Origin of the sequence: Acidithiobacillus ferriphilus, from assembly GCF_028215975.1 — a bacterium.
In the GTDB taxonomy this organism is placed as follows: domain Bacteria; phylum Pseudomonadota; class Gammaproteobacteria; order Acidithiobacillales; family Acidithiobacillaceae; genus Acidithiobacillus; species Acidithiobacillus ferriphilus.
The window spans coordinates 2,643,445-2,661,875 of record NZ_CP116458.1; the positions used below are offsets into that span (position 1 = coordinate 2,643,445).

General features: G+C 54.5%; 21 protein-coding genes. 4 read left to right on the top strand and 17 right to left on the bottom strand.

Annotation, left to right across the window (positions count from 1 at the left end; translation table 11 throughout):
* Window positions 1-22 precede the first annotated feature (22 nt).
* From PJU76_RS13320 to PJU76_RS13360, 9 genes are all read right to left on the bottom strand, one after another.
* Window positions 23-1,663 carry a glycosyltransferase gene (locus tag PJU76_RS13320; protein ID WP_271779906.1) on the bottom strand — a complete coding sequence of 547 codons (1,641 nt, stop codon included), beginning with the start codon at window positions 1,661-1,663 and terminating at the stop codon, window positions 23-25.
* Window positions 1,664-1,833: 170 nt separating this feature from the next.
* Window positions 1,834-2,940: a hypothetical protein gene (locus PJU76_RS13325; protein ID WP_271779907.1), complete on the bottom strand. Its 1,107-nt coding sequence runs from the start codon at window positions 2,938-2,940 to the stop codon at window positions 1,834-1,836.
* Entirely contained in the window at window positions 2,937-3,914 is a 978-nt protein-coding gene (locus PJU76_RS13330) for an NAD-dependent epimerase/dehydratase family protein (protein ID WP_271779908.1), read from the bottom strand. Before PJU76_RS13330 ends, PJU76_RS13325 begins: the two co-directional genes overlap by 4 nt.
* A 10-nt stretch (window positions 3,915-3,924) precedes the next feature.
* Window positions 3,925-5,028: a 3-dehydroquinate synthase gene (locus PJU76_RS13335; RefSeq protein WP_271779909.1), complete on the bottom strand. Its 1,104-nt coding sequence runs from the start codon at window positions 5,026-5,028 to the stop codon at window positions 3,925-3,927.
* The gene (locus PJU76_RS13340) at window positions 5,012-5,728 is read right to left on the bottom strand and encodes an SDR family NAD(P)-dependent oxidoreductase (RefSeq protein WP_271779910.1); all 717 of its coding nucleotides are present in this window, start codon (window positions 5,726-5,728) and stop codon (window positions 5,012-5,014) included. Before PJU76_RS13340 ends, PJU76_RS13335 begins: the two co-directional genes overlap by 17 nt.
* A 25-nt stretch (window positions 5,729-5,753) precedes the next feature.
* Window positions 5,754-6,587 (bottom strand): aldolase/citrate lyase family protein, encoded by an 834-nt coding sequence (locus PJU76_RS13345; RefSeq protein WP_271779911.1) that lies wholly within the window; start codon window positions 6,585-6,587, stop codon window positions 5,754-5,756.
* Between the two features lie 75 nt (window positions 6,588-6,662).
* On the bottom strand, window positions 6,663-7,484 hold the full coding sequence (locus PJU76_RS13350) for an ABC transporter ATP-binding protein (protein ID WP_271779912.1): 822 nt from the start codon (window positions 7,482-7,484) through the stop codon (window positions 6,663-6,665).
* Between the two features lie 9 nt (window positions 7,485-7,493).
* Window positions 7,494-8,348, bottom strand: a complete 855-nt coding sequence (locus tag PJU76_RS13355; protein WP_271779913.1) for an ABC transporter permease — start codon at window positions 8,346-8,348, stop codon at window positions 7,494-7,496.
* A 150-nt stretch (window positions 8,349-8,498) separates the two neighbouring features.
* Window positions 8,499-8,828, bottom strand: a complete 330-nt coding sequence (locus PJU76_RS13360) for a hypothetical protein (protein WP_271779914.1) — start codon at window positions 8,826-8,828, stop codon at window positions 8,499-8,501.
* A gap of 76 nt (window positions 8,829-8,904) precedes the next feature.
* Here PJU76_RS13360 and PJU76_RS13365 point away from each other — a divergent pair, with 76 nt between their 5' ends.
* The 3 genes from PJU76_RS13365 (at window position 8,905) to PJU76_RS13375 (ending at window position 9,960) form a co-directional block, all read left to right on the top strand.
* Entirely contained in the window at window positions 8,905-9,159 is a 255-nt protein-coding gene (locus PJU76_RS13365; protein WP_271779915.1) for a PIN domain-containing protein, read from the top strand.
* A gap of 127 nt (window positions 9,160-9,286) precedes the next feature.
* Entirely contained in the window at window positions 9,287-9,520 is a 234-nt protein-coding gene (locus tag PJU76_RS13370) for a hypothetical protein (RefSeq protein ID WP_035192126.1), read from the top strand.
* Window positions 9,517-9,960 carry a type II toxin-antitoxin system VapC family toxin gene (locus PJU76_RS13375; RefSeq protein WP_271779916.1) on the top strand — a complete coding sequence of 148 codons (444 nt, stop codon included), beginning with the start codon at window positions 9,517-9,519 and terminating at the stop codon, window positions 9,958-9,960. The genes PJU76_RS13370 and PJU76_RS13375 overlap by 4 nt, the downstream gene beginning before the upstream one ends.
* Here the strand turns inward: PJU76_RS13375 and rfbB are convergent.
* From rfbB to rfbA, 4 genes are read right to left on the bottom strand one after another with little or no spacing between them, the layout of a single operon-like run.
* Window positions 9,948-11,096: a dTDP-glucose 4,6-dehydratase gene (gene rfbB / locus PJU76_RS13380; RefSeq protein WP_271779917.1), complete on the bottom strand. Its 1,149-nt coding sequence runs from the start codon at window positions 11,094-11,096 to the stop codon at window positions 9,948-9,950. The genes PJU76_RS13375 and rfbB overlap by 13 nt on opposite strands.
* A 19-nt stretch (window positions 11,097-11,115) precedes the next feature.
* On the bottom strand, window positions 11,116-12,003 hold the full coding sequence (rfbD, locus tag PJU76_RS13385; RefSeq protein WP_271779918.1) for a dTDP-4-dehydrorhamnose reductase: 888 nt from the start codon (window positions 12,001-12,003) through the stop codon (window positions 11,116-11,118).
* A 5-nt stretch (window positions 12,004-12,008) separates the two neighbouring features.
* Window positions 12,009-12,557 (bottom strand): dTDP-4-dehydrorhamnose 3,5-epimerase, encoded by a 549-nt coding sequence (gene rfbC, locus PJU76_RS13390; protein WP_065413268.1) that lies wholly within the window; start codon window positions 12,555-12,557, stop codon window positions 12,009-12,011.
* On the bottom strand, window positions 12,554-13,438 hold the full coding sequence (rfbA, locus tag PJU76_RS13395; protein WP_271779919.1) for a glucose-1-phosphate thymidylyltransferase RfbA: 885 nt from the start codon (window positions 13,436-13,438) through the stop codon (window positions 12,554-12,556). The genes rfbC and rfbA overlap by 4 nt, the downstream gene beginning before the upstream one ends.
* A gap of 208 nt (window positions 13,439-13,646) precedes the next feature.
* Between rfbA and PJU76_RS13400 the strand changes: the two genes are divergently transcribed.
* Window positions 13,647-15,023, top strand: coding sequence for an MFS transporter (locus PJU76_RS13400; RefSeq protein WP_271779920.1), 1,377 nt, complete (start codon window positions 13,647-13,649; stop codon window positions 15,021-15,023).
* 13 nt (window positions 15,024-15,036) lie between these two features.
* Here PJU76_RS13400 and PJU76_RS13405 read toward each other — a convergent pair whose 3' ends face one another.
* Genes PJU76_RS13405 through hemC form a run of 4 tightly spaced genes read right to left on the bottom strand, consistent with a single transcriptional unit; the run spans window position 15,037 to window position 18,429 of the window.
* Entirely contained in the window at window positions 15,037-15,738 is a 702-nt protein-coding gene (locus tag PJU76_RS13405; protein ID WP_271779921.1) for a TonB C-terminal domain-containing protein, read from the bottom strand.
* Window positions 15,735-16,727 (bottom strand): porphobilinogen synthase, encoded by a 993-nt coding sequence (gene hemB / locus PJU76_RS13410; protein ID WP_271779922.1) that lies wholly within the window; start codon window positions 16,725-16,727, stop codon window positions 15,735-15,737. Before hemB ends, PJU76_RS13405 begins: the two co-directional genes overlap by 4 nt.
* A complete protein-coding gene (locus PJU76_RS13415) occupies window positions 16,724-17,512 on the bottom strand; it encodes a uroporphyrinogen-III synthase (protein ID WP_271779923.1) in 789 nt (262 codons plus the stop codon). Before PJU76_RS13415 ends, hemB begins: the two co-directional genes overlap by 4 nt.
* Window positions 17,509-18,429, bottom strand: a complete 921-nt coding sequence (gene hemC, locus PJU76_RS13420) for a hydroxymethylbilane synthase (protein WP_271779924.1) — start codon at window positions 18,427-18,429, stop codon at window positions 17,509-17,511. Before hemC ends, PJU76_RS13415 begins: the two co-directional genes overlap by 4 nt.
* Between the last annotated feature and the right edge of the window lie 2 nt (window positions 18,430-18,431).

An 18,431-nucleotide genomic window follows, 5' to 3' on the forward strand; every position in this document is an offset into this window, starting at 1 on the left:
TATTGCAAGCCAATGTGACGACTTATCCAAATGGATTGTAATTAATAAATTCTATTGATGGGTTGTCAATGCCATTATTTTCATAATAATCGTTGAGCCATCCCGTCCGAAATAACAACAAGCTATTACCGGAAGTTGTAGAAGAGTTAACAATTTCTATCAATTCCTCCAATCTCAAGTCTCGCCTTCTCCAAGTTGTGAGATCATTTGGCGCGTCATGGGCTCTAACCTCTATGGAAAAGATTTTGAAAAAATCCGCGTTACTATAACATGTGTTAAATACTACGACGTCGTGCTCTGTTACTTCTGAAATAAAATTTAGATCAGAAATCACGAATCTAGAGATATCATTTAGTTCACATGCCGCAATATATTTTCCACAAAAATAATTTAATTCTTGTGGCGTAGGCATTCTGCAGTGCACCAAGCCCATGTTCAACCTTTTCTTTTTTGGCTCGCTTGTAGTTAGATATTTAATTCCATTTCTCTGTCCGTAAACCACATAATCAATTTTGCATCTGTGAGCATGGAATTTATTGTATGCCTCTCTTTCCAGGTTAAATGAGTTATTTGCGATTGACTGTAACAGGTTCAATTTATCTTCTGGTTCTATGAAACTACTACAGTATATCCCCCGCGCCAAAAGAAATAAATTGCTTAGATCGCCATGCCCAGAGTCAATAAAAATGTACCTTAAGAATTCAACATCTTCAGCCGTCAGATAAAAAGAATTATTGTTGAAATTATTATAACTTTTAACCTCATGCCGCATCTGCTGTATTGCAAACGCAAAAATAAAAAAAATTGTTATTGTTTTCTTTATGTTTTTTGAGTCCTTATAAATTTCATCTTCTGCAGAATTTGCAATTTGTTTTAAATCGCAGCCTGTTTTTAGGGACATGTATTCCAGATGCTTCCCCAATCCTACGCATGCATGATACAACGAAGGTTTATTAAATACTTTGTTGCGAGTTTCTAGTTTTTCATGCTCCATTTCCATTTCGTTATGATTGAATATGACCAATGGCTTGGGAATAAAAGAGCATTGCAAATTATAAAAGGCACAATAAAATGCTGATGTGTGGCTATATATAGGAGAAATAGACAATATATACTCTAAGTTTATTCTTTTTAAATAATTGACATCAAAGCAAAGACATGGAAATGTTGTTGTCGATGTTGCGAATCCAAAATTATAGAAAAACTGGGCTCCTGTTGCAAATTGTATTTCCTTTTTTGAACTTGAGAAGTATTCGTATATGGAGCCATCATCTTCTTTGCCAAAGAAGTTTAACAAGAAAAAAGAACTGGTTGAATTTATAAGTATAGGTATCAAGTGATCCAGTGCGTCTGAGATAATGCTATCATCATTACCAATACACCATGCATACTTCGTATTAATAAAGGCCAAAGACCTGAGCATCGCCACTTCAGCGACACCACATTTCTTCTTGTGCCATCTGAAATTCACGTTATTGCCTTTCTCCTTATGCCTGCGAATAACTCCAAATATATCTTCTTCCGAATAATCATCAACAACGAGTACCTCAACCAAGCTCCCAAAAGAAGAGCTATTTATTGCATAAAATATAGATTGTAAAGCAATATCGAGTTTCTTTGATCTGTTGTATGAGGGGATAAATATAGTCAATATCTTGTCCACTGTTTTTTCCTTGTCATTAGGCTGGCTTTGCGTGAACGCTTACTATAGTAAGATGTTGTCGAACCTATACACAGTCGATATACGCCACAGCATGTGCACCTAGTATATTCTCTATCGTCTGAATATACATACTTGCATAATAACTAATTGATTATAAATATTAGTGGCCCCTATCTGCCTAGTATCTTTCTTATGCCACGTTTCGATGTTTCTAAGGCGCCTTTATTCAGTAACATACTGTAACCCATTTCGAATGTCTCACCTAATCTTAGGAAAAAGTTTGAGGCATGTATTTGTGGCACAATCATAGACTCCCGATATGGCCTATTATCTGCAATATCTTGTGTTCTGGCAATAAACTCTTGGAGCATCTTCGAAAAAATGGCATAGAACCTACGGTAGTTTTCTTTTGCGGTATAAACTGTGCTTTTTGCCCGGTCAATATCGCTATCAGCAGTCCCCCATGCTATTCCATCCCAACCATGTTCTTCAATCCCAATGATCTGGTCAAGATATGGGTTTGGAAGAAATACTACGGGGCATTCACACAGTAATGCCTCTATAGCTAGGGCTGTATTTTCATAGGTGTAGAACACCTCTGAGCGCCGAAAGAGGTCGGCGATCTGATCTGGTGATTGAGAATCTGGTTGGTCGCGAGTGATTTCGACACTATTGTTGGTAACCTCGTATAGTTTACCGCCGTGATGATATTTATATTTTCCGGCATAGAAACAACTACCTCTCCTCTGGACTCGTGGATAAGGGTAGAAAACACGAGGATCAGAGACAGGAATGAAAAGGGTTAGCTTTGAATCAGCAACTGATTCTGCAAGATGCTTTGAGTATGTAATGCAAAATTCATCTTCTCCATAAGTAGCATCTCCGCCCAGCAAACCAGGAAAATTAAGTACGTATCTCACCACAAATGGTGCGTGGAATGGATTTCCAGGTATGGTTTCGGGATAAATTACAATGGGTGCCAATCCAGCCTCGAAATCAAATTCCAGAATTCGCTGAGTAAGTAGCGGAGTATTCAGTTCCGGATTCGTCGAATAAGCGGGGGGATAATAAGGATGGGTAATGAGATAGGCGCGTTCACCTAGACGATTTAAGGCATGACAGAGGAGATGCAGTGCCTTGATACCCGCTGAGGTCCGGACATAGCGCGGAGCAACAATATAGTAAGGGTGTCTCTTCTCCGGTAGTAATAGCGAAGAAAGGCCCCCAACGGTTTCGCGTTCGTTAGCTACGCTATCTGATGTCCCTTGTTGCATCATTCAATACTCAAGGATTCAGCGATGAAGTTCGCCGTTGCGGATATTTGCCTGTCAAAGGGTAATGGCCCTATCCCGTACTGATGAAGCATGGTGCGGATGGTGCTTGGGTTACCCACATAGCGGTCGTCTGGAGAACTGTCCAGTTCTGGGCGGATGACCATGGCGCCGGGCCGGTTTAATACTTGGCATACCCGCAGAGCGAGTTCGCCAATTTCCACCGTTTCATCACCTGCGGTATCGAATGTAGAGGTAAAAAAGTCAGGACCTCTATCCAGAAGGCGGCGCATCACCAGTTCTAGGAGGTCTCCTATGTAGAAGTAGGACCGATAAACATGGCTGCTCGCTCGCAGCCTGATAGGCTCACCGCGCAGTGCGTCCACGATGATGGCGGATAGGGCATAAGCATCAAACTTGTTTATATGGGGGCCGCTGATATTGAAAATGCGCGGTGCTATAAAGCGTACGCCACGGTTAGCGCATATATCTCCATAGCGTTTCTCATCTTCCGCTTTTAACATCCCGTAGACGTTGGCATCCCGGTCACGATGCGTCGACGATAGGTAGTCATACACGGCACCGGAAGATGCCAACACGACCCCGTCAACCTGCGGAGAACTCATTATACCGGCAACCATATCTGAAATATTCCGGTTACGGCTGATATAGTCTTGCTCCGACATGCATCCAACCCGATCCTTGGTCAGGAAAGCGAAATGGAAAACCCAGACCGGTTGATCGCCCAATAATGCCAGCCCCTCGGAGAGAGGAACGACAGGGAGAATCTGGCCCTGCAGGATGGTGATGGATTGCGCCCTCGATCCGCACACGATCACCCGCTCGGCAAGCTCAGGACCCAACGCGCGTGAAAGCATCTCCAGCAATGCGCGGCCTAACCAGCCAGTAACGCCGGTGATGAGGAATCGGCGATCCTCATCGCGCAAGGCGGACGCGGTTGTAGGGGTAAAGGTTAGCATGGCGGGCCTGTCACCGGGCTTCTGGGAAAGAACCGCCGAGGAAATCCGGCTGGCTAATCGCCACAAATATTTGACGGATCGCCGCCTTACTTTCCTGTCCGTGGGGCAGCTTATAAATTTTCAGCGATCCGTCATGCGCCAAGCCGACGATGCTGTATGCGGAAGAGGAATGTTTTTTATCGGCGCCAAACCGGTCAAACAGGTCATCCGGATCCATGGTTGCCAAGACTCCTGGGAGGTCTGCGACCTGTGCGAGTAGAAAGCGGATGTGCGTTTCCAGGACTATCGCGCGATCGGGAACCCCATCCGCGCCAAAAATAATCCGCGCATGGTAAATAGCCGCCAAAATCCCTACTCCCACAGCAACCCCGTGGCTGATTCGGAAGTGCGTCGCGCCTTCGAGCGCATGTCCGAAGGTGTGACCGAAATTCAGCAGCAGGCGCTCGTTCTGGTCAAATTCATCTATTTCGATAAACCACTTTTTTGCCAGGAGGCTCAACTCAATGAGCTTTGCCAACTCCTGTTGTTTCATGTTCAGACCGGGCTGGAGGGCAAGATAGTGGCTAAAAACATCATCCCCACGGGCGTAGCAGATTTTTGCCGCCTCGCATAGCCCAGCTACTTTTTGCTCAGTATCCAGAGTGTCTGTCAATACCGGGTCAATCAGAATCTCTTGCGGAGGATAGAAATTACCGACAATATTCTTGTATGGCCCGACATTGATAGCCGATTTCCCGCCTACACATGAGTCCACCATGCCTAGCAATGTAGTGGGTAAATATACCCAAGGAATACCACGCATATAAATAGAGGCACAGAATGTAGCAACATCCTGAACAACCCCGCCACCGACAGCAACGAGGAGAGTTTTACGCGTAGCACCGGCTTCTCTTATTTTGATGATAATATCGGACATCTGATCAAGGCTTTTTACCTGTTCCGTCGCATCAATGGCGATGACGCGGCAACCGCACGACTCGAGTCGTTTCGCGAAGATCCTGTCACATAAATATAGGCGCTCCCGTGCGCCTAGCGCATTCCCATCCAACAGATTCGTGCCAATAGAAACCCTATATGGCTTAATTTGTGAGACAATATCAAAGGATGCGTACATGGCTAAATCCAAGATCGGCGGCGATAAATTGACCAGTAATTCCCGTGTTCTCTTCGGAGCAAAGGTAGTAGGCAAGCTTAGATACGTCCTCTAGTTGGGGTAATCGACCAAACTGTGTGCTTCCCGTTAGCTTGTCGATCTGTTCTGATGTGAGATTGCGTCTCGTCATGGGCGTATCCATGGCTCCTGGAAGAATAGCATTGACGAGATGACCTTCAGCGGCCAAATCGGCAGCCGCTGAAAGTACAAGGCCGCGCAGTGCCGACTTGGTCATGGCATAAGACAGCTTGTTCTGTCGTGCCAAATCCTGCCAGATTGAACTAACAATACACAAACGCGCAGGTGAAGCAAGCAAGTGGCGCTGCAGAAGCCGTTTGAGCGTGGCAAGGATAAACAAACAATTAGTCTGATAAAGTAGTAGGTGCTCTCTTTCCTCTACATCGTACACGCTGTCGCTCAGATTGGCCCCCTGCGCCCAGCAGACAGCTTGATATGGCGCATACACATCGAATATGGCGTCGTCCTCGATACTACCAACCGGATCGGCAACAATCCACATCTGGTTGGCTTGCCATTCACCCCGGGGAACACGAGAAACGCCAACCACCCTCCAGCCTCGTGCAGAAAATAGCTCGGAGAGAGTGCTGCCTATGGCACCGCTGGCGCCAAAGAGTAGAAGAGTTTTCTGGAGTTCCTGCATGGGAATCAGAGACCTAAAAGATGAATCAGGATGTCAACGTGTTTGGCAGTATGGAAGACTCTTCACCGGAAAGCACTTGCCACCGCTTTTCCAGCATTTCGATCCGTTTGACATCTTCCTGCAAAATACCTGAGTAATATTCACGTTTGTTGAGCAACCAGAGCAACTCGAAATGAACCGCTTCCAGCAGCCCTTTGCGAACATCTGCACGGCCCAGATCTTCAGCAGAAAAAATAATTTTGCGCGTCTCAAAGCGGGACAAATGGTGTTTATTTATTTCCGATATCACCGGCAAAGCATCTATGGATACTCCGCCGCCAACCACAAACTCCAGTCCATTTTTCTTGCAAGCCCTTGCTGACTCTATACAACGCGCAGTAACTTCCGGAGTGTTTATCTCATCGCGGCTTAAGCCCATAGAGAGGCTGAAATCGACACGACCGAACACTATACCATTTGCCCCATTGGGTTGGGCCGCTGTTTTCACCAAGTCTGGCAAGATCGCAAATGCACTGCGAGTCTCCACGTTAAAGAGGAATCCGGTATCTTTCTGTTCATCCTCGTTGTATACGTTATTTTTGGCATCAATGAACTTGGTTAGAGCGTACTCACTTTCAATCATTGGCGCGATAATATATTCAACCCCGATCTGCTTGCTTTCGATCAGATCGCGCATAGCCTCACAGCCACCGATCTTAAGTCCGACATTCAGATCTGCCTTGCGCGTTATTTCAATAAGCCGTAGCAACTCATCGGTGCGTGTGCCTTCCGCTTCAAACTCCGCCTTCACCCCAACGTAACCAAGTTCGTTCTTCCCACGCTTAAGGATGTCTGTCATTTTTCTTTCAAGCTTGTTCATTTGCGAAATCTCCTCAACATAGAAAAAATACTGGCACAGTATTCGCCATCGTTGCCTCAAGATAGCTTGAATATTTTAGTGACTGCATATTCCTGAATTTTCGTATTTTGTCAATACCTCTGAGGTGCGTCCGAGCATTCGGATTTGGCCGTGATCCAACCACATCACTTTATTACAAGTATCGCGAATGGTTTGATTGGCATGCATAGCTAATACGACGATCTCTGCTCTTTGGTGTAGTGAACGTAGGCGTTCCTCTGCTCGAGCTTGGAATTCCTGATCACCCACCCCAAGGACCTCATCTAGGATTAATATTTCTGCATCCACTGCTGTGGAAATAGAAAACGCTAGGCGTAGACGCATGCCGTTTGAGTAAGTTCTGATCGGCAGATCCAAAGCGTCACCTAGTCCGGTAAATTCCGCAATCTCGGGTAACTTGCGACGGATCTCGGAATCGGTCATACCAAGCAGGAGGCCACGTAGACGAATATTTTGCCATCCATTCGATTGTTCATCCATTCCTAAGCCGATATCTAGCAATGGAATTGCTTTACCACATATCTGTATACTTCCCTTACTTGGAGCATAAATACCTGCGAGCACACGAAGAAGAGTGCTCTTACCAGCTCCATTATGGCCTATAAGACCAAGACGATCCCCTGCTTTCAGTTGAAGGCTGATTTCCCGAAGTGCCGGTATAACGACAACACCAGAATTATCTTCAGCAATGTGGCTTCGCCGCCCCATACGAAGCACTCTTTTTTTCAGTGATTGTCCTGAAACATCATATATTGGCAGATCCATGCTTACCGATTCCAGTATAATAGACGCGCATTTTGGATGAGCTGCTGCTCTAAGTGCCATGGATAAGTTGTCAGGATCTTTTAATGTACCCATATAAACGCCTCAAATCCAATACGGTATGCGACTATGATAGCGACCTAATAACAGAAGTGCCAGAATCCATCCGGACGCAGCCATAATCCCCGAGACCAACCAAATATGCAGATCAGGAATTTGCCCCATTAATGGTTCACGCACCCCCTCTATGAGGTAAGCAAAGGGATTGTATTTAATCAGCCATGGGTGCTTTTCCGAGAGCATCTTACCACGAAACATGATTGGTGTTATGTAAAAGGCGACGAGCATAACGGAAGACACAATTTGAGGTAGATCGCGGAAACGGGCGGAAAGCACTCCGGATACAATAGCCATCCAAATGGCATTTAATATTAATAAGCCAAAACCCAGAAAAAAATAAGGAACCGTTAGCCAATTGGAAACACCAAAAATAGATAATACTATTATAATTATGATAAAATTATGTGCGAAAATCACCCCGTTTCTCCAAGATGACTGCAGGGTGTAAATCAACCGCGGAGTCGGTACCTGCCTTATATATTGCGCACTAGCGATAAACGATAAACTGCCCTCATTGATAATACCGGCAAAAAAATACCAACTCACCATACCGATAGATAATGAGGGTAGGTAACCACTAAGACTCTCCCCAAAGAGTCCACCGTAAACCACTCCAATAGTGGCCACCATTACTCCCATGCTAATAGTTAACCAGAAAGGTCCGATTTTAGAGCGCGCATAGCGTTGCCGTATCTCTATCCAGCCAAGCAAGCTCCACAGTCGCCAAGACTTGAGGCTGTTTATCAGATCAAGGATCGCGACAGTTAAAATATTTCTTTTTTGCACAATAGTTATGTTGTTATGCTGCACCTTCTCCACGTGCTCGTCAAATATAGGCATGTTCAAATTCGCTTTTCATAGAATGACTATAGTGGCCAAGTGCTTGGTTGTAAAATACCATGAAAAGTCCTTGGCTGCATAATATTGCTCGAGATGTTGTTTCCCAGCAGTCCAAACATTCCCTCTGCTCACCGGTAAAATTCACGACACTCACCCACCGGCCAGAAAGTGGCTGCGGCGCTTGCGCTGGTGAAAGAGGATAAATTCCCCTTGCGAACGTGCTCGACGAGGACGGCGGGGGGCATCAGAGGTCTTCGACCAGATGACGGGCCTTGCGGCAAAAAAGGATCGTGCCGGCGTAGAGCAACGCGTGAAAGAGGCCCATGAACTGGGTGAGGGGTTGCCCAACGACCACAAAAATCCCAGTGTTGCACCCTGATAGCGCACCTTGAGGTCTTTGGCGACCAAATCGCGGTATTGCCAGTAACGGGCAAAGCCGACGGCGGGGGCGCTGGACGGAGCGATGGTGTTGGTCTGCATGGTCGAAGATTGTGCTTGCTGCGGCGGGGCGGGTCAATGCCTATTACCGGCGGTGTCCTCCAGCAGCCATTACGGAATGCCGGCTAAAGACGCCGCTCAACAGGTACACGACTGGATGGTTCTTTTCCCGACAGTGACCGCGTCGCCTGCTGCGCTATCCACTGCTATGTCACTGGTTATTGAGCACTCCTTCTCGTTTTGGGATGCTTTATTGATCGCCACGGTCAAGGAAGCGGGGGTGTCGCATCTTCTGACAGAGAATATGCAGGATGGCCAATCCGTTCTCGGCGTCTGGCCCATCAATCCTTTAAAAAATGGCTATGGTCGATAATGCAGGGAAGCGCTGGCAAGCGAATGTCGATTCGCTCATCCATCATGAGGATCCTTTAGGCATACGTTGCGCCCGAGCAAGAGGTGACCTATAGTGGTTGTTGAACTTTTCAACAATGGTGCTCAAGATGGCCACGGTCAATTTTAGTGTTCCCGAGGATGTGAAAGTTGCATTTAATACGACCTTTTGCAAAGAAAACAAAAGCGCCATTATCGCTGCGTTAATGCGTGAGGCGGTGGATCGTGCGCAGCGTAAGGATCGCGCACGGCAAGCCGCTACCCGCATTTTGGAGCGTCGCGAGTCCGCGCCGATAGTGAGTACGGCCGAGTGCCGGGAGGCGAGGGAAAGGGACCGTCCGTGATATGGGTCATTGATGCCAGTGTCGCACTCAAATGGTTTTTGCGTTTCCGGGCTGAAGAAGACCACGTCCCTCAGGCCATAGCCTTGTTGGAGCAAACGCTGTCAGGTGTTGCGGAGGCCGTGCAACCGCCGCACTTTTATGCGGAAATGGCCGCGGTGCTGGCGCGTGAAAAACCCGATACTGCCCGGGAGGATATGGAAGATCTGTTGCGGCTGGATTTCCGGCTTGCCGAAGGGCCGGAACTCTATACGCTGGCCATCGACCTTTCCCGGCGATACGGGCATCATCTTTTTGACACCTTGTATCATGCGCTGGCTTTGCTTCATCCCGAAGCTGTGCTGGTTACCGCCGATCGGCGATATTTTGTTAAGGCGCAAAGAGAAGGGCGCATCATTTTATTGGAGGATTTTTACGCCTCTAAAAATGGCTATGAGCGATAATGCCCATCACCCTCGTACTGTCGTTCCAGCCATTGCCTGTAACTTCCGTCCATGACGGCGCGCCACCATTCCGGGTGCTCCAGGTACCAGAGGATGGTCTGGTGGATGCCGGTGGGGAAATCCACGGCCGGTTGAAACCCCAATTCGCGGGTGATTTTGGTGGCGTCGATGGCATAGCGGCGATCATGACCGGGCCGGTCGCGCACATGCTGGATCAGGTCGGTACTTTTGCGGCCCTGCGCCGCCGCTGAATGCGGGTAGGCCTGCAACCACCGGGGATCACTCGCGAAGAGTTCGTCCATGATCTGACCGATCAGCAGGACGATGTCGATATTGGCCCATTCGTTGCAGCCGCCGATGTTGTAGCTCTCCCCTTCCCGGCCTTGCTCCAGAATCGCGGCGATGCCCCGGCAATGGTCTTCCACATAAAGCCAGTCGCGAACCTGGCGACCATCGCCGTAGAGTGGCAGGGGCTTGTTATGCAGGATGTTGACGATGACGAGGGGGATCAGCTTTTCGGGAAAGTGATACGGTCCGTAGTTGTTGGAGCAGTTGCTGGTGGTGGTGCTGAGTCCGTAGGTATGTTGATAGGCGCGCACCAGATGGTCCGCTCCCGCCTTGCTGGCGGCGTAGGGGGAGTTGGGTGCATAGGGCGTCGCTTCGCGGAAAGGCGGGTCCTGAGGACCGAGGGTGCCGTAGACTTCATCCGTGGAGATATGATGAAAACGGTGGGGAATACGGCCTTGCGGACCATCCAGCCAGAGGCTTTTGGCCACCCGCAGCAGATTATGGGTGCCGAGGATGTTGGTCTGGATGAAGGCGTCAGGGTCGTGGATGGAGCGATCCACATGGCTTTCGGCGGCGAAGTGGACGACGACGTTGAGGTGATGGTCGGTCATCAGCCGCTCGACCAGCGGGGCGTCGTTAATGTCGCCCTGCACAAAGCGGAACCCTGCGTGCTGCTCCAACCCTTCCAGATTATGGCGATTGCCCGCATAGGTGAGGGCATCCAACGCCACCAGCGTAGTGCGCGGATGCTTGCGCAGCCAGTGGTGGCAGAAGTTGGCGCCGATGAAGCCGGCAGCACCGGTGACCAACAGGCGTTTGTCTATAATAGGATCAACGGTGACGGACATCGGGTGCTCCTTATTGGAATCAGGCTTCTTTGGGTTCGGCCAGCATCTGCCGCAGCGCCGCCCGCCAGTGGGGCGCGGGTCCCAGCGTGGCGTAACTGGTGGACTTGTCGAGCACGGTATAGGCCGGGCGGCGGGCGGGGGTGGGATACCCGCTCGTTGGAATCATCTCTATGGGGATGCTGCGCTGCAGGCGTCCCGCAGCCACGGCCTCTTCCTGAATCGCCACGGAGAAATCATACCAGGAGGCCACGCCCGCGTCGGTCCAGTGCTGAATGCCCGTAAAATCCGGGTGATCCAGCGCGCGCCAGAGCGCACCGGCGATGCCCGCGGCCCAGGTCGGGGTGCCGATCTGGTCGCCCACGACCCGTAGCACGTCGCGCTCGGCCAGAAGACGCAGCACGGTTTTGACGAAGTTGCTACCGTGGACGCTATAGACCCAGGCGGTGCGCAGGATGAGGGCGGCGTCACCGAGGATTTCCCGTACCTGCTGTTCACCGGCGGCTTTGCTGGCTCCATAGACGCCGAGAGGCGCCGCCGGTGCGCCGGGTTGGTAGGGCGTGGATTGCGCGCCATCAAAGATAAAGTCGGTGGAAAGATGGATCAGGTGGGCACCGCAGGCTTGGGCGGCCAGGGCACAGTGGGCGGCGCCATCGCGATTGATGGCATAGGCCATATCGGCTTCAGATTCGGCACGGTCCACGGCGGTGTAAGCGGCGGCGTTGATGAGGCAGTCGGGCCGGAAACTTTCCACGGCCGCACGGAGCTTGTCGGCATCACGAATATCCAAATCCTGGCGTCCCAGGGCACGCAGCATGACTGAGGGTGGCTGACTGCGTTGCAACTCCCAGCCTACCTGGCCTTGCGCGCCCAGCAGCAGCACGCGATATCGGTCAGCTTCTCCGGCCATGGGCGTCATGGAAAGGTCTCGCACGCGGACAAAGCGAGTCCTGCGGCATCTTTACCGGCCAGCAGGGGTGGATTACCGGCCAGCAATGGCCAGTCCACGGCGATATCCGGGTCATTCCAGAGCACGCAACGTTCCGCTTCCGGAACGTAAAACTCCGTGGTTTTGTAGAGAAAGTCGGCCGACTCGCTGAGCACATAAAAGCCGTGGGCAAAACCGGGGGGCACCCAGAGCATCTGCTGATTTTCGGCGGAGAGCGTGGCGCCAACCCATTGTCCGAAGTATGGGGAGGATCGGCGCAGATCTACGGCCACGTCAAAAACCGCGCCGCTCACGACACGCACCAGCTTGCCCTGGGGCTGACGAATCTGGTAGTGCAGCCCGCGCAGCACGCCCTGCTGGGAGCGACTGTGGTTGTCCTGCACGAAGTCGAGATCCAGTCCGGCATCAGCGAAGGCGCGCCGGTTCCAGCTTTCCATGAAAAACCCCCGGGCGTCCCCGAAAACCCTGGGGGTGATGAGGAAAACCTCCGGAATGGCGAGAGCTTCAATGTTCATGGCTGACGTCCTTCGCTGAGAACGCGCAACAGATAATCGCCGTAGCCGCTCTTTTGCAAGGGGACGGCGAGGCGGCTGAGGGTTGCGCCATCGATATAGCCCATGCGGTAAGCGATTTCTTCGGGGCAGGCGACTTTGAGCCCCTGGCGTTCTTCCAGGGTGCGGATGAACTGGCCGGCATTGAGCAGATCCGCGTGCGTGCCGGTGTCGAGCCAGGCCGTGCCGCGACCAAGCACCTCTACCTGCAGACGCCTTTCCTGCAGGTAGAGGCGGTTGAGGTCGGTAATCTCCAGCTCGCCCCGTGCCGAGGGGCGGATTTCCCGAGCCATCCTGCTGCCGTCGCCGTCGTAGAAGTACAAGCCGGTCACCGCATAGGAGGAGCGCGGAGTTTCCGGTTTTTCTTCAAGGCCGATGGCCTGGCCGTCGGCATCGAACTCGACGACGCCGTAGGCGCGCGGGTTGGCGACATGGTAGGCAAAGACGGTAGCGCCGGTAGCGCGCGTGTTGGCGGCCTGCAGCGTTGTGCTGATCTCGTGGCCGTAGAAAATATTGTCGCCGAGCACCAGCGCCGAGGGGCGCCCGGCCAGGAACGCCTCGGCGATCAGCAGGGCTTGCGCCAGCCCTTCCGGGCGTGCCTGCTCCGCATACTGGAAAGACAGGCCCCATTGGCTCCCGTCTCCCAGCAACTGGCGGAAACGCGGTAAATCGTCGGGGGTGGAGATGACCAGCATCTCCCGGATACCCGCCAGCATAAGGGTCGCCAGAGGGTAGTAAATGAGGGGCTTGTCATAGACTGGCATGAGTTGCTTGCTGACGGTCTGGGTCAGCGGATAGAGCCGGGTGCCGGATCCGCCGGCGAGGATGATCCCTTTACGATGCATTGCGCGGCCTCAAGTGAGAGAATTCATCAATGGACGGGGATACGTTGCCTATCACCTTGTTGCTGTCGCGGCAATTGTATGTGGCCGGGCGCGCCGGGGCAACCTTGGTGATGCCAGCCCGGCAGAATCGGGGTTGTCCCGGCTTGAGCGGTGGCACTTCAACGCATAAGCTAGCCCCTCTGTCCGGTCAACATAGCAAGGGATCACCATGAACAGACAGGGAGGCCTGTCCACCGCAAACATCCGCAACCGGCCCGGAGTGGACAGGCAGCGCGGCCACGCGCTGGGTGCCGCCATGCTGGGGATGCTGCTGGACGGTTACGATCTCAGCATTATGGCCGTGGTTCTGCTCCCGTTGCACAGCGCCTGGCATTTGCACGCGACCGAAACCGGTCTGCTCATGGCCATGGCGTTACTCGGGTCTTTGCTGGGGGGCTTGGCGGGCGGCGTCTTCACCGACCGCTTCGGTCGCCGCAAACTGCTTTTCCCCAACATATTCCTCTATGTCATCGGCGCTCTGGTCAGCGCCTTCAGCCCGGATGTCTCCATACTTTTCCTGGGCCGCTTTCTGACCGGCCTGGCGATCGGCCTCGACTATCCGCTGGTGGCCACCATCGTTGCGGAATACAGCCAGCCCGCGAACCGGGGAAATCGTTTCGCCCGGGTAAACCTGGCCTGGTATGTTGGCGCTCTGCTGTCCACCGGTGTCGGCTGGGCCCTGCTGTTTACCGGCGCCGCATCCTGGCGCTGGATGCTGGGTAGCGCGGCCGCCCCCGCGCTCGCTCTCCTGTGGTTGCGGCGCGGCCTCCCGGAATCGCCGCGCTGGTTGGCGCGTAACGGGCATCCCAGCGCGGCCCGTGCGGCCCTGGCCCGGCTTTACCCGGAGTACACGTCCGCCGAACTCGGCACGCAGTTGACGGCTTTTCAGGGGCATCGCCAGCCGTGGCGGGTGCTGCTGCATAGAGTCTGGCTGCGCCGACTGGTGCTCAGCATTTTCCCCTGGTTTTGCCTGGATGTGGTGGGTCTGGGCATTGGTCTGTATTTTCCCATGGTGTTGCGCAGCAACGGGTTGGCCGGCAGTGACGGGGCCGCCGCCGCCATCAACGCCGGTTTTGTGCTGATCTCCGCTCTGGGCATTATTTATATTCTCTCCCGCCTCGACCGCTGGGGCCGGATTCCCTTGCAAAGCGCCGGCTTTGCCCTGATGTCCCTCGGGCTGGGATTATTCGCGCTGTGCTCCTGGAATGGCTGGATTGCCGGGATTTACGCGGGTGCCGCGGTCTATTCCCTGGGCGTGGGCATCGGTCCTTCGGTAACGGTGTTTGCGCTCGCCGTAGAAATTTTTCCGACGGAGTTGCGGGCCAGCGCGGCCGGATTGGCGACGGGGATTTCCCGCCTGGGTGCCTTCATTTCGGCGGTATTGTTTCCCGTTCTTGAAAAAAGCTGGGGAATACCCTTAGTCCTGGTGGTCATGGCCATCGTGGCCCTGCTGGGGATGCTCGTCACCCGGATCTATGGGGTGGAATCGCGACAGAAAAGCCTGGAAGACCTGGAACGCGTGCACGATCGGGTGGCAATGCCCTGATTGCATGGATTTTCTACTCAAAACTCCAGGTCCGCACTATACGCAACGGAGTAGGCGGGGACTGCCAGATGGCGGGCAAAGCCGGAAAAGGCGCCGCCTCCCGAATGATCGTATCGACGGCGCTTACCAGCGCGACGTTCTTTGCTCCCTGCCACATCTCGATCTGCATCAGTTGCCCGCCAGGAGCGATAGTGACGGCGACCACGACACGCCCCCGAGGCAGGACGGGATGCCCTCCCGCAAAGAGGTTTTTCTTCGCCAATGCCATGATTCTGCCTTCCCAGTCCTTCAGATAGGCATTCAACGCGACTGCCCGCGCTGCCGGCGAGGCCGTTGACGGCGCGCCCTCCCGACGGACCGGAAGAATGCCATCCGGGCTGCGCGGCACGGGTACCGCGGGCGAGGCAATCCGGGGACGGAGCGGGTTCGGCGTTAACGAAACCTCCACCAGCGAGCTGACCGGGGGCTTTTCCGGCAGGGTTCCCGCCAGCCCTCCCAGCAACACGAGCCAGACCAGCACGTTGATGACCATGGAGAGCAAGACCCAGGGGAACAGGGTATCGAGGTCTTCCGGTCGCAAACGCAGGACGCGCATGGTACCGACCAGGGCGGCGGCGCCAAACCAGCGTATCCGGAAGAGAACCTCCGATACCGGCGCGAAGAACTCCATGGAGGACAACGGCAGCGCGGCAAATACGCGGCGCGACGGCTTCATCCCAACCAGTCAGCGGCAGCAAGGGCGTAATAGGTGATGATGGCGTCGCCCCCGGCTCTTTTGATGCCCAGCAGCGATTCCAGGACACTGCTCTGCAGATCCAGCCAACCGGCCCGGGCGGCGGCCTGCAGCATGCTGTATTCACCGGATACCTGATAAGCCAGCACCGGCAGGTCGCAGCGCTCGCGGAGGTCACGGATGATATCCAGATAAGCCATGGCGGGCTTCACCATCACCATATCGCAGCCGTCCTGAATATCCAGCGTCATCTCGCGAAACGCCTCACGCCGATTGGCCGGGTCCATCTGATAGCCTTTGCGGTCCCCGAACTGCGGCGCGCTGTCCGCCGCGTCGCGGAAAGGACCATAAAAAGCGCTGGCGTATTTGACCGCGTAGGAAAGAATGCCAACCTGCGGGTGCTGCGCGGCATCCAGCGCTTCGCGGATAGCCATCACCATGCCGTCCACCATGCCGGAAGGAGCGACGATATCCACTCCCGCCTCGGCATAAGAGATGGCCTGCCGTTGCAGGTTTTCCAGGGTGGCGTAATCGTCACGATCACCGCCCGCATCCAGGACGCCGCAATGACCGTGGGCGGTATATTCGCAAAAGCAGGCATCGGCAATGATCAGGAGTTGCGGATATTCGGCGCGAATGGCGCGAATGGCGCGTTGTACCAGCCCCTCCGCCGCCCAGGAGGCGGAGCCGGTGGCATCCTTGCAATGATCTTCAACGACGCCGAAAAGCAGCACCCCGGAGACGCCCCGCGCCGCGGCCTCCGCGCAGAGTTGCAGCGCCGAGTCGATGCTGTGGCGAAAAACGCCGGGCATGGAGGAGATTTCCGTACGGACGCCGTCGCCTTCCACCAAAAAGACCGGCAGGATGAAATCCGCCGCACTCAGATGGTGCTCACGCAACATCCGGCGCATGGCCGGATGGCGCCGCAGGCGGCGGGGTTCGTGGCGGGACGGCAGATTGAGCAGGTTCATGCAATGGGCTCCAGACCTTGCGCCCATGCCATCAGCGCGGCCAACATGCCGGCCACGCTGGCTTCCGGGGCAATCCAGGGGGCGGGCAGGCCGACCGTGCTGACGGCGTCGGCGGTGAGGGGACTGATGGCGATGATGGGCGTGTTCTTCAGCCAGCGTTGGCCCAGCCCCCCCACCATCTGATAGAAATTATTGAAGATCTCCGGGCTGGTCACGGTGACGGCATCCAGTTCGCCGCGCGCCCAGGCATGCAATAATGGCGTCGGATTGGCGCCGGGAAGGCCGCGCCGGTAGCATAATACCTTGTCGATGACCGCACCTCGCTCGCCCAGCGCCTTCTCCAGCAACTCCCGGCCCTGATCACCGGCAAACAGCGCGATGCGCTGTCCCTGCACGGCCACCAGCTCCGGGCTTTCCAGCAACCCCTCGGAGCTGAACCTCCGGGGGACCAGGTCGACCTGCAGACCAAACTCACGCAGCGCCTTGGCGGTTTCCCGCCCCACCGCCGCGATACGCGGCCCCGCCGGCCAGGACAGGTTCCGACTCTGCAGGCGGCTGAGGGCAAAAGCGACGGCGTTGCGGCTGGAAAAAATCACCCAGTCATACGCCACCAGTTGCTGCAAAGCGTCATCCAGAGACTGCCAGTTCTCCGGCGCCTCGATCTGTACGGCGGGGAACAAAATGGGGCGCGCGCCTTGCGCCTGCAACAGGGTCAGCATCTCGTCGGCCTGCGCGCGCGGCCGGGTGACCACGATGCCTTTGCCTTGCAGTGCGGTGCTGTTCATGTGTTTCGGACATCCTCGATGATCTCTGCCGCCCCTTGCGCGACGAGTGCCGCGGCGACGGTCATGCCGAGGGCAACGGGGTCGCTGCCCTTCGCCTCGGCATGCAGTACCCGGCGGCCGTCCGGAGTGGCGACCAGCCCGCGCAGGAGCATCTGCGGCCCCCGCCACTGCGCCAGTGCCGCCACCGGCAGCCGGCAGTCCCCCCCCAGCACCCGATTCATGCTGCGCTCTGCCAGCACGCAATTGTGGGTGTCGGCATCGGCCAGAGGTGCCAGCAGTTCCCGGGTCCGCCGGTCGTCGCCGCGGGCCTCGATGCCTATGGCCCCTTGTCCCACTGCCGGCAGAGAGTGGTCAATATCCAGCAGGTGGGTGATACGATCCGACAACCCCAGGCGTTTAAGGCCCGCGGCGGCGAGGATGATCGCCTCATAATGCCCCTCATCCAGCTTGCGCAGGCGCGTGGCGACATTGCCGCGCAGATCATCGATCCGCAGATGGGGGTAGCGCTCCAGCAATTGCGCCCGCCGCCGCAGGCTGGAACTGCCCACCCGTGCGTCCTTCGGCAGGGCATCGGGGTGGAGAAAGGCGTTGCTGACGAAGGCATCCCGGACGTCGTCCCGGGCCATGATGGCGACGATCTCCAGACCATCAGGCTGTTGGGCCGGCACATCCTTCATGGAGTGTACGGCAATATCCACCCGCTGTTGCTGCAGGGCGTCCTCGATTTCCTTGACGAAGAGGCCCTTACCGCCCAGCGCATGCAGGGGTGCGTCCAGAAGCGTATCCCCGCTGGTGGTCATGGCGATGATCTCGACGGTCATTTCCGGGTGCTGCCGCAACAGGGCGGCGCGGACATGCTCTGCCTGCCAGACGGCCAGCGGGCTGGCGCGGGTACCAATGCGAAGGAGGTGCGGCATAT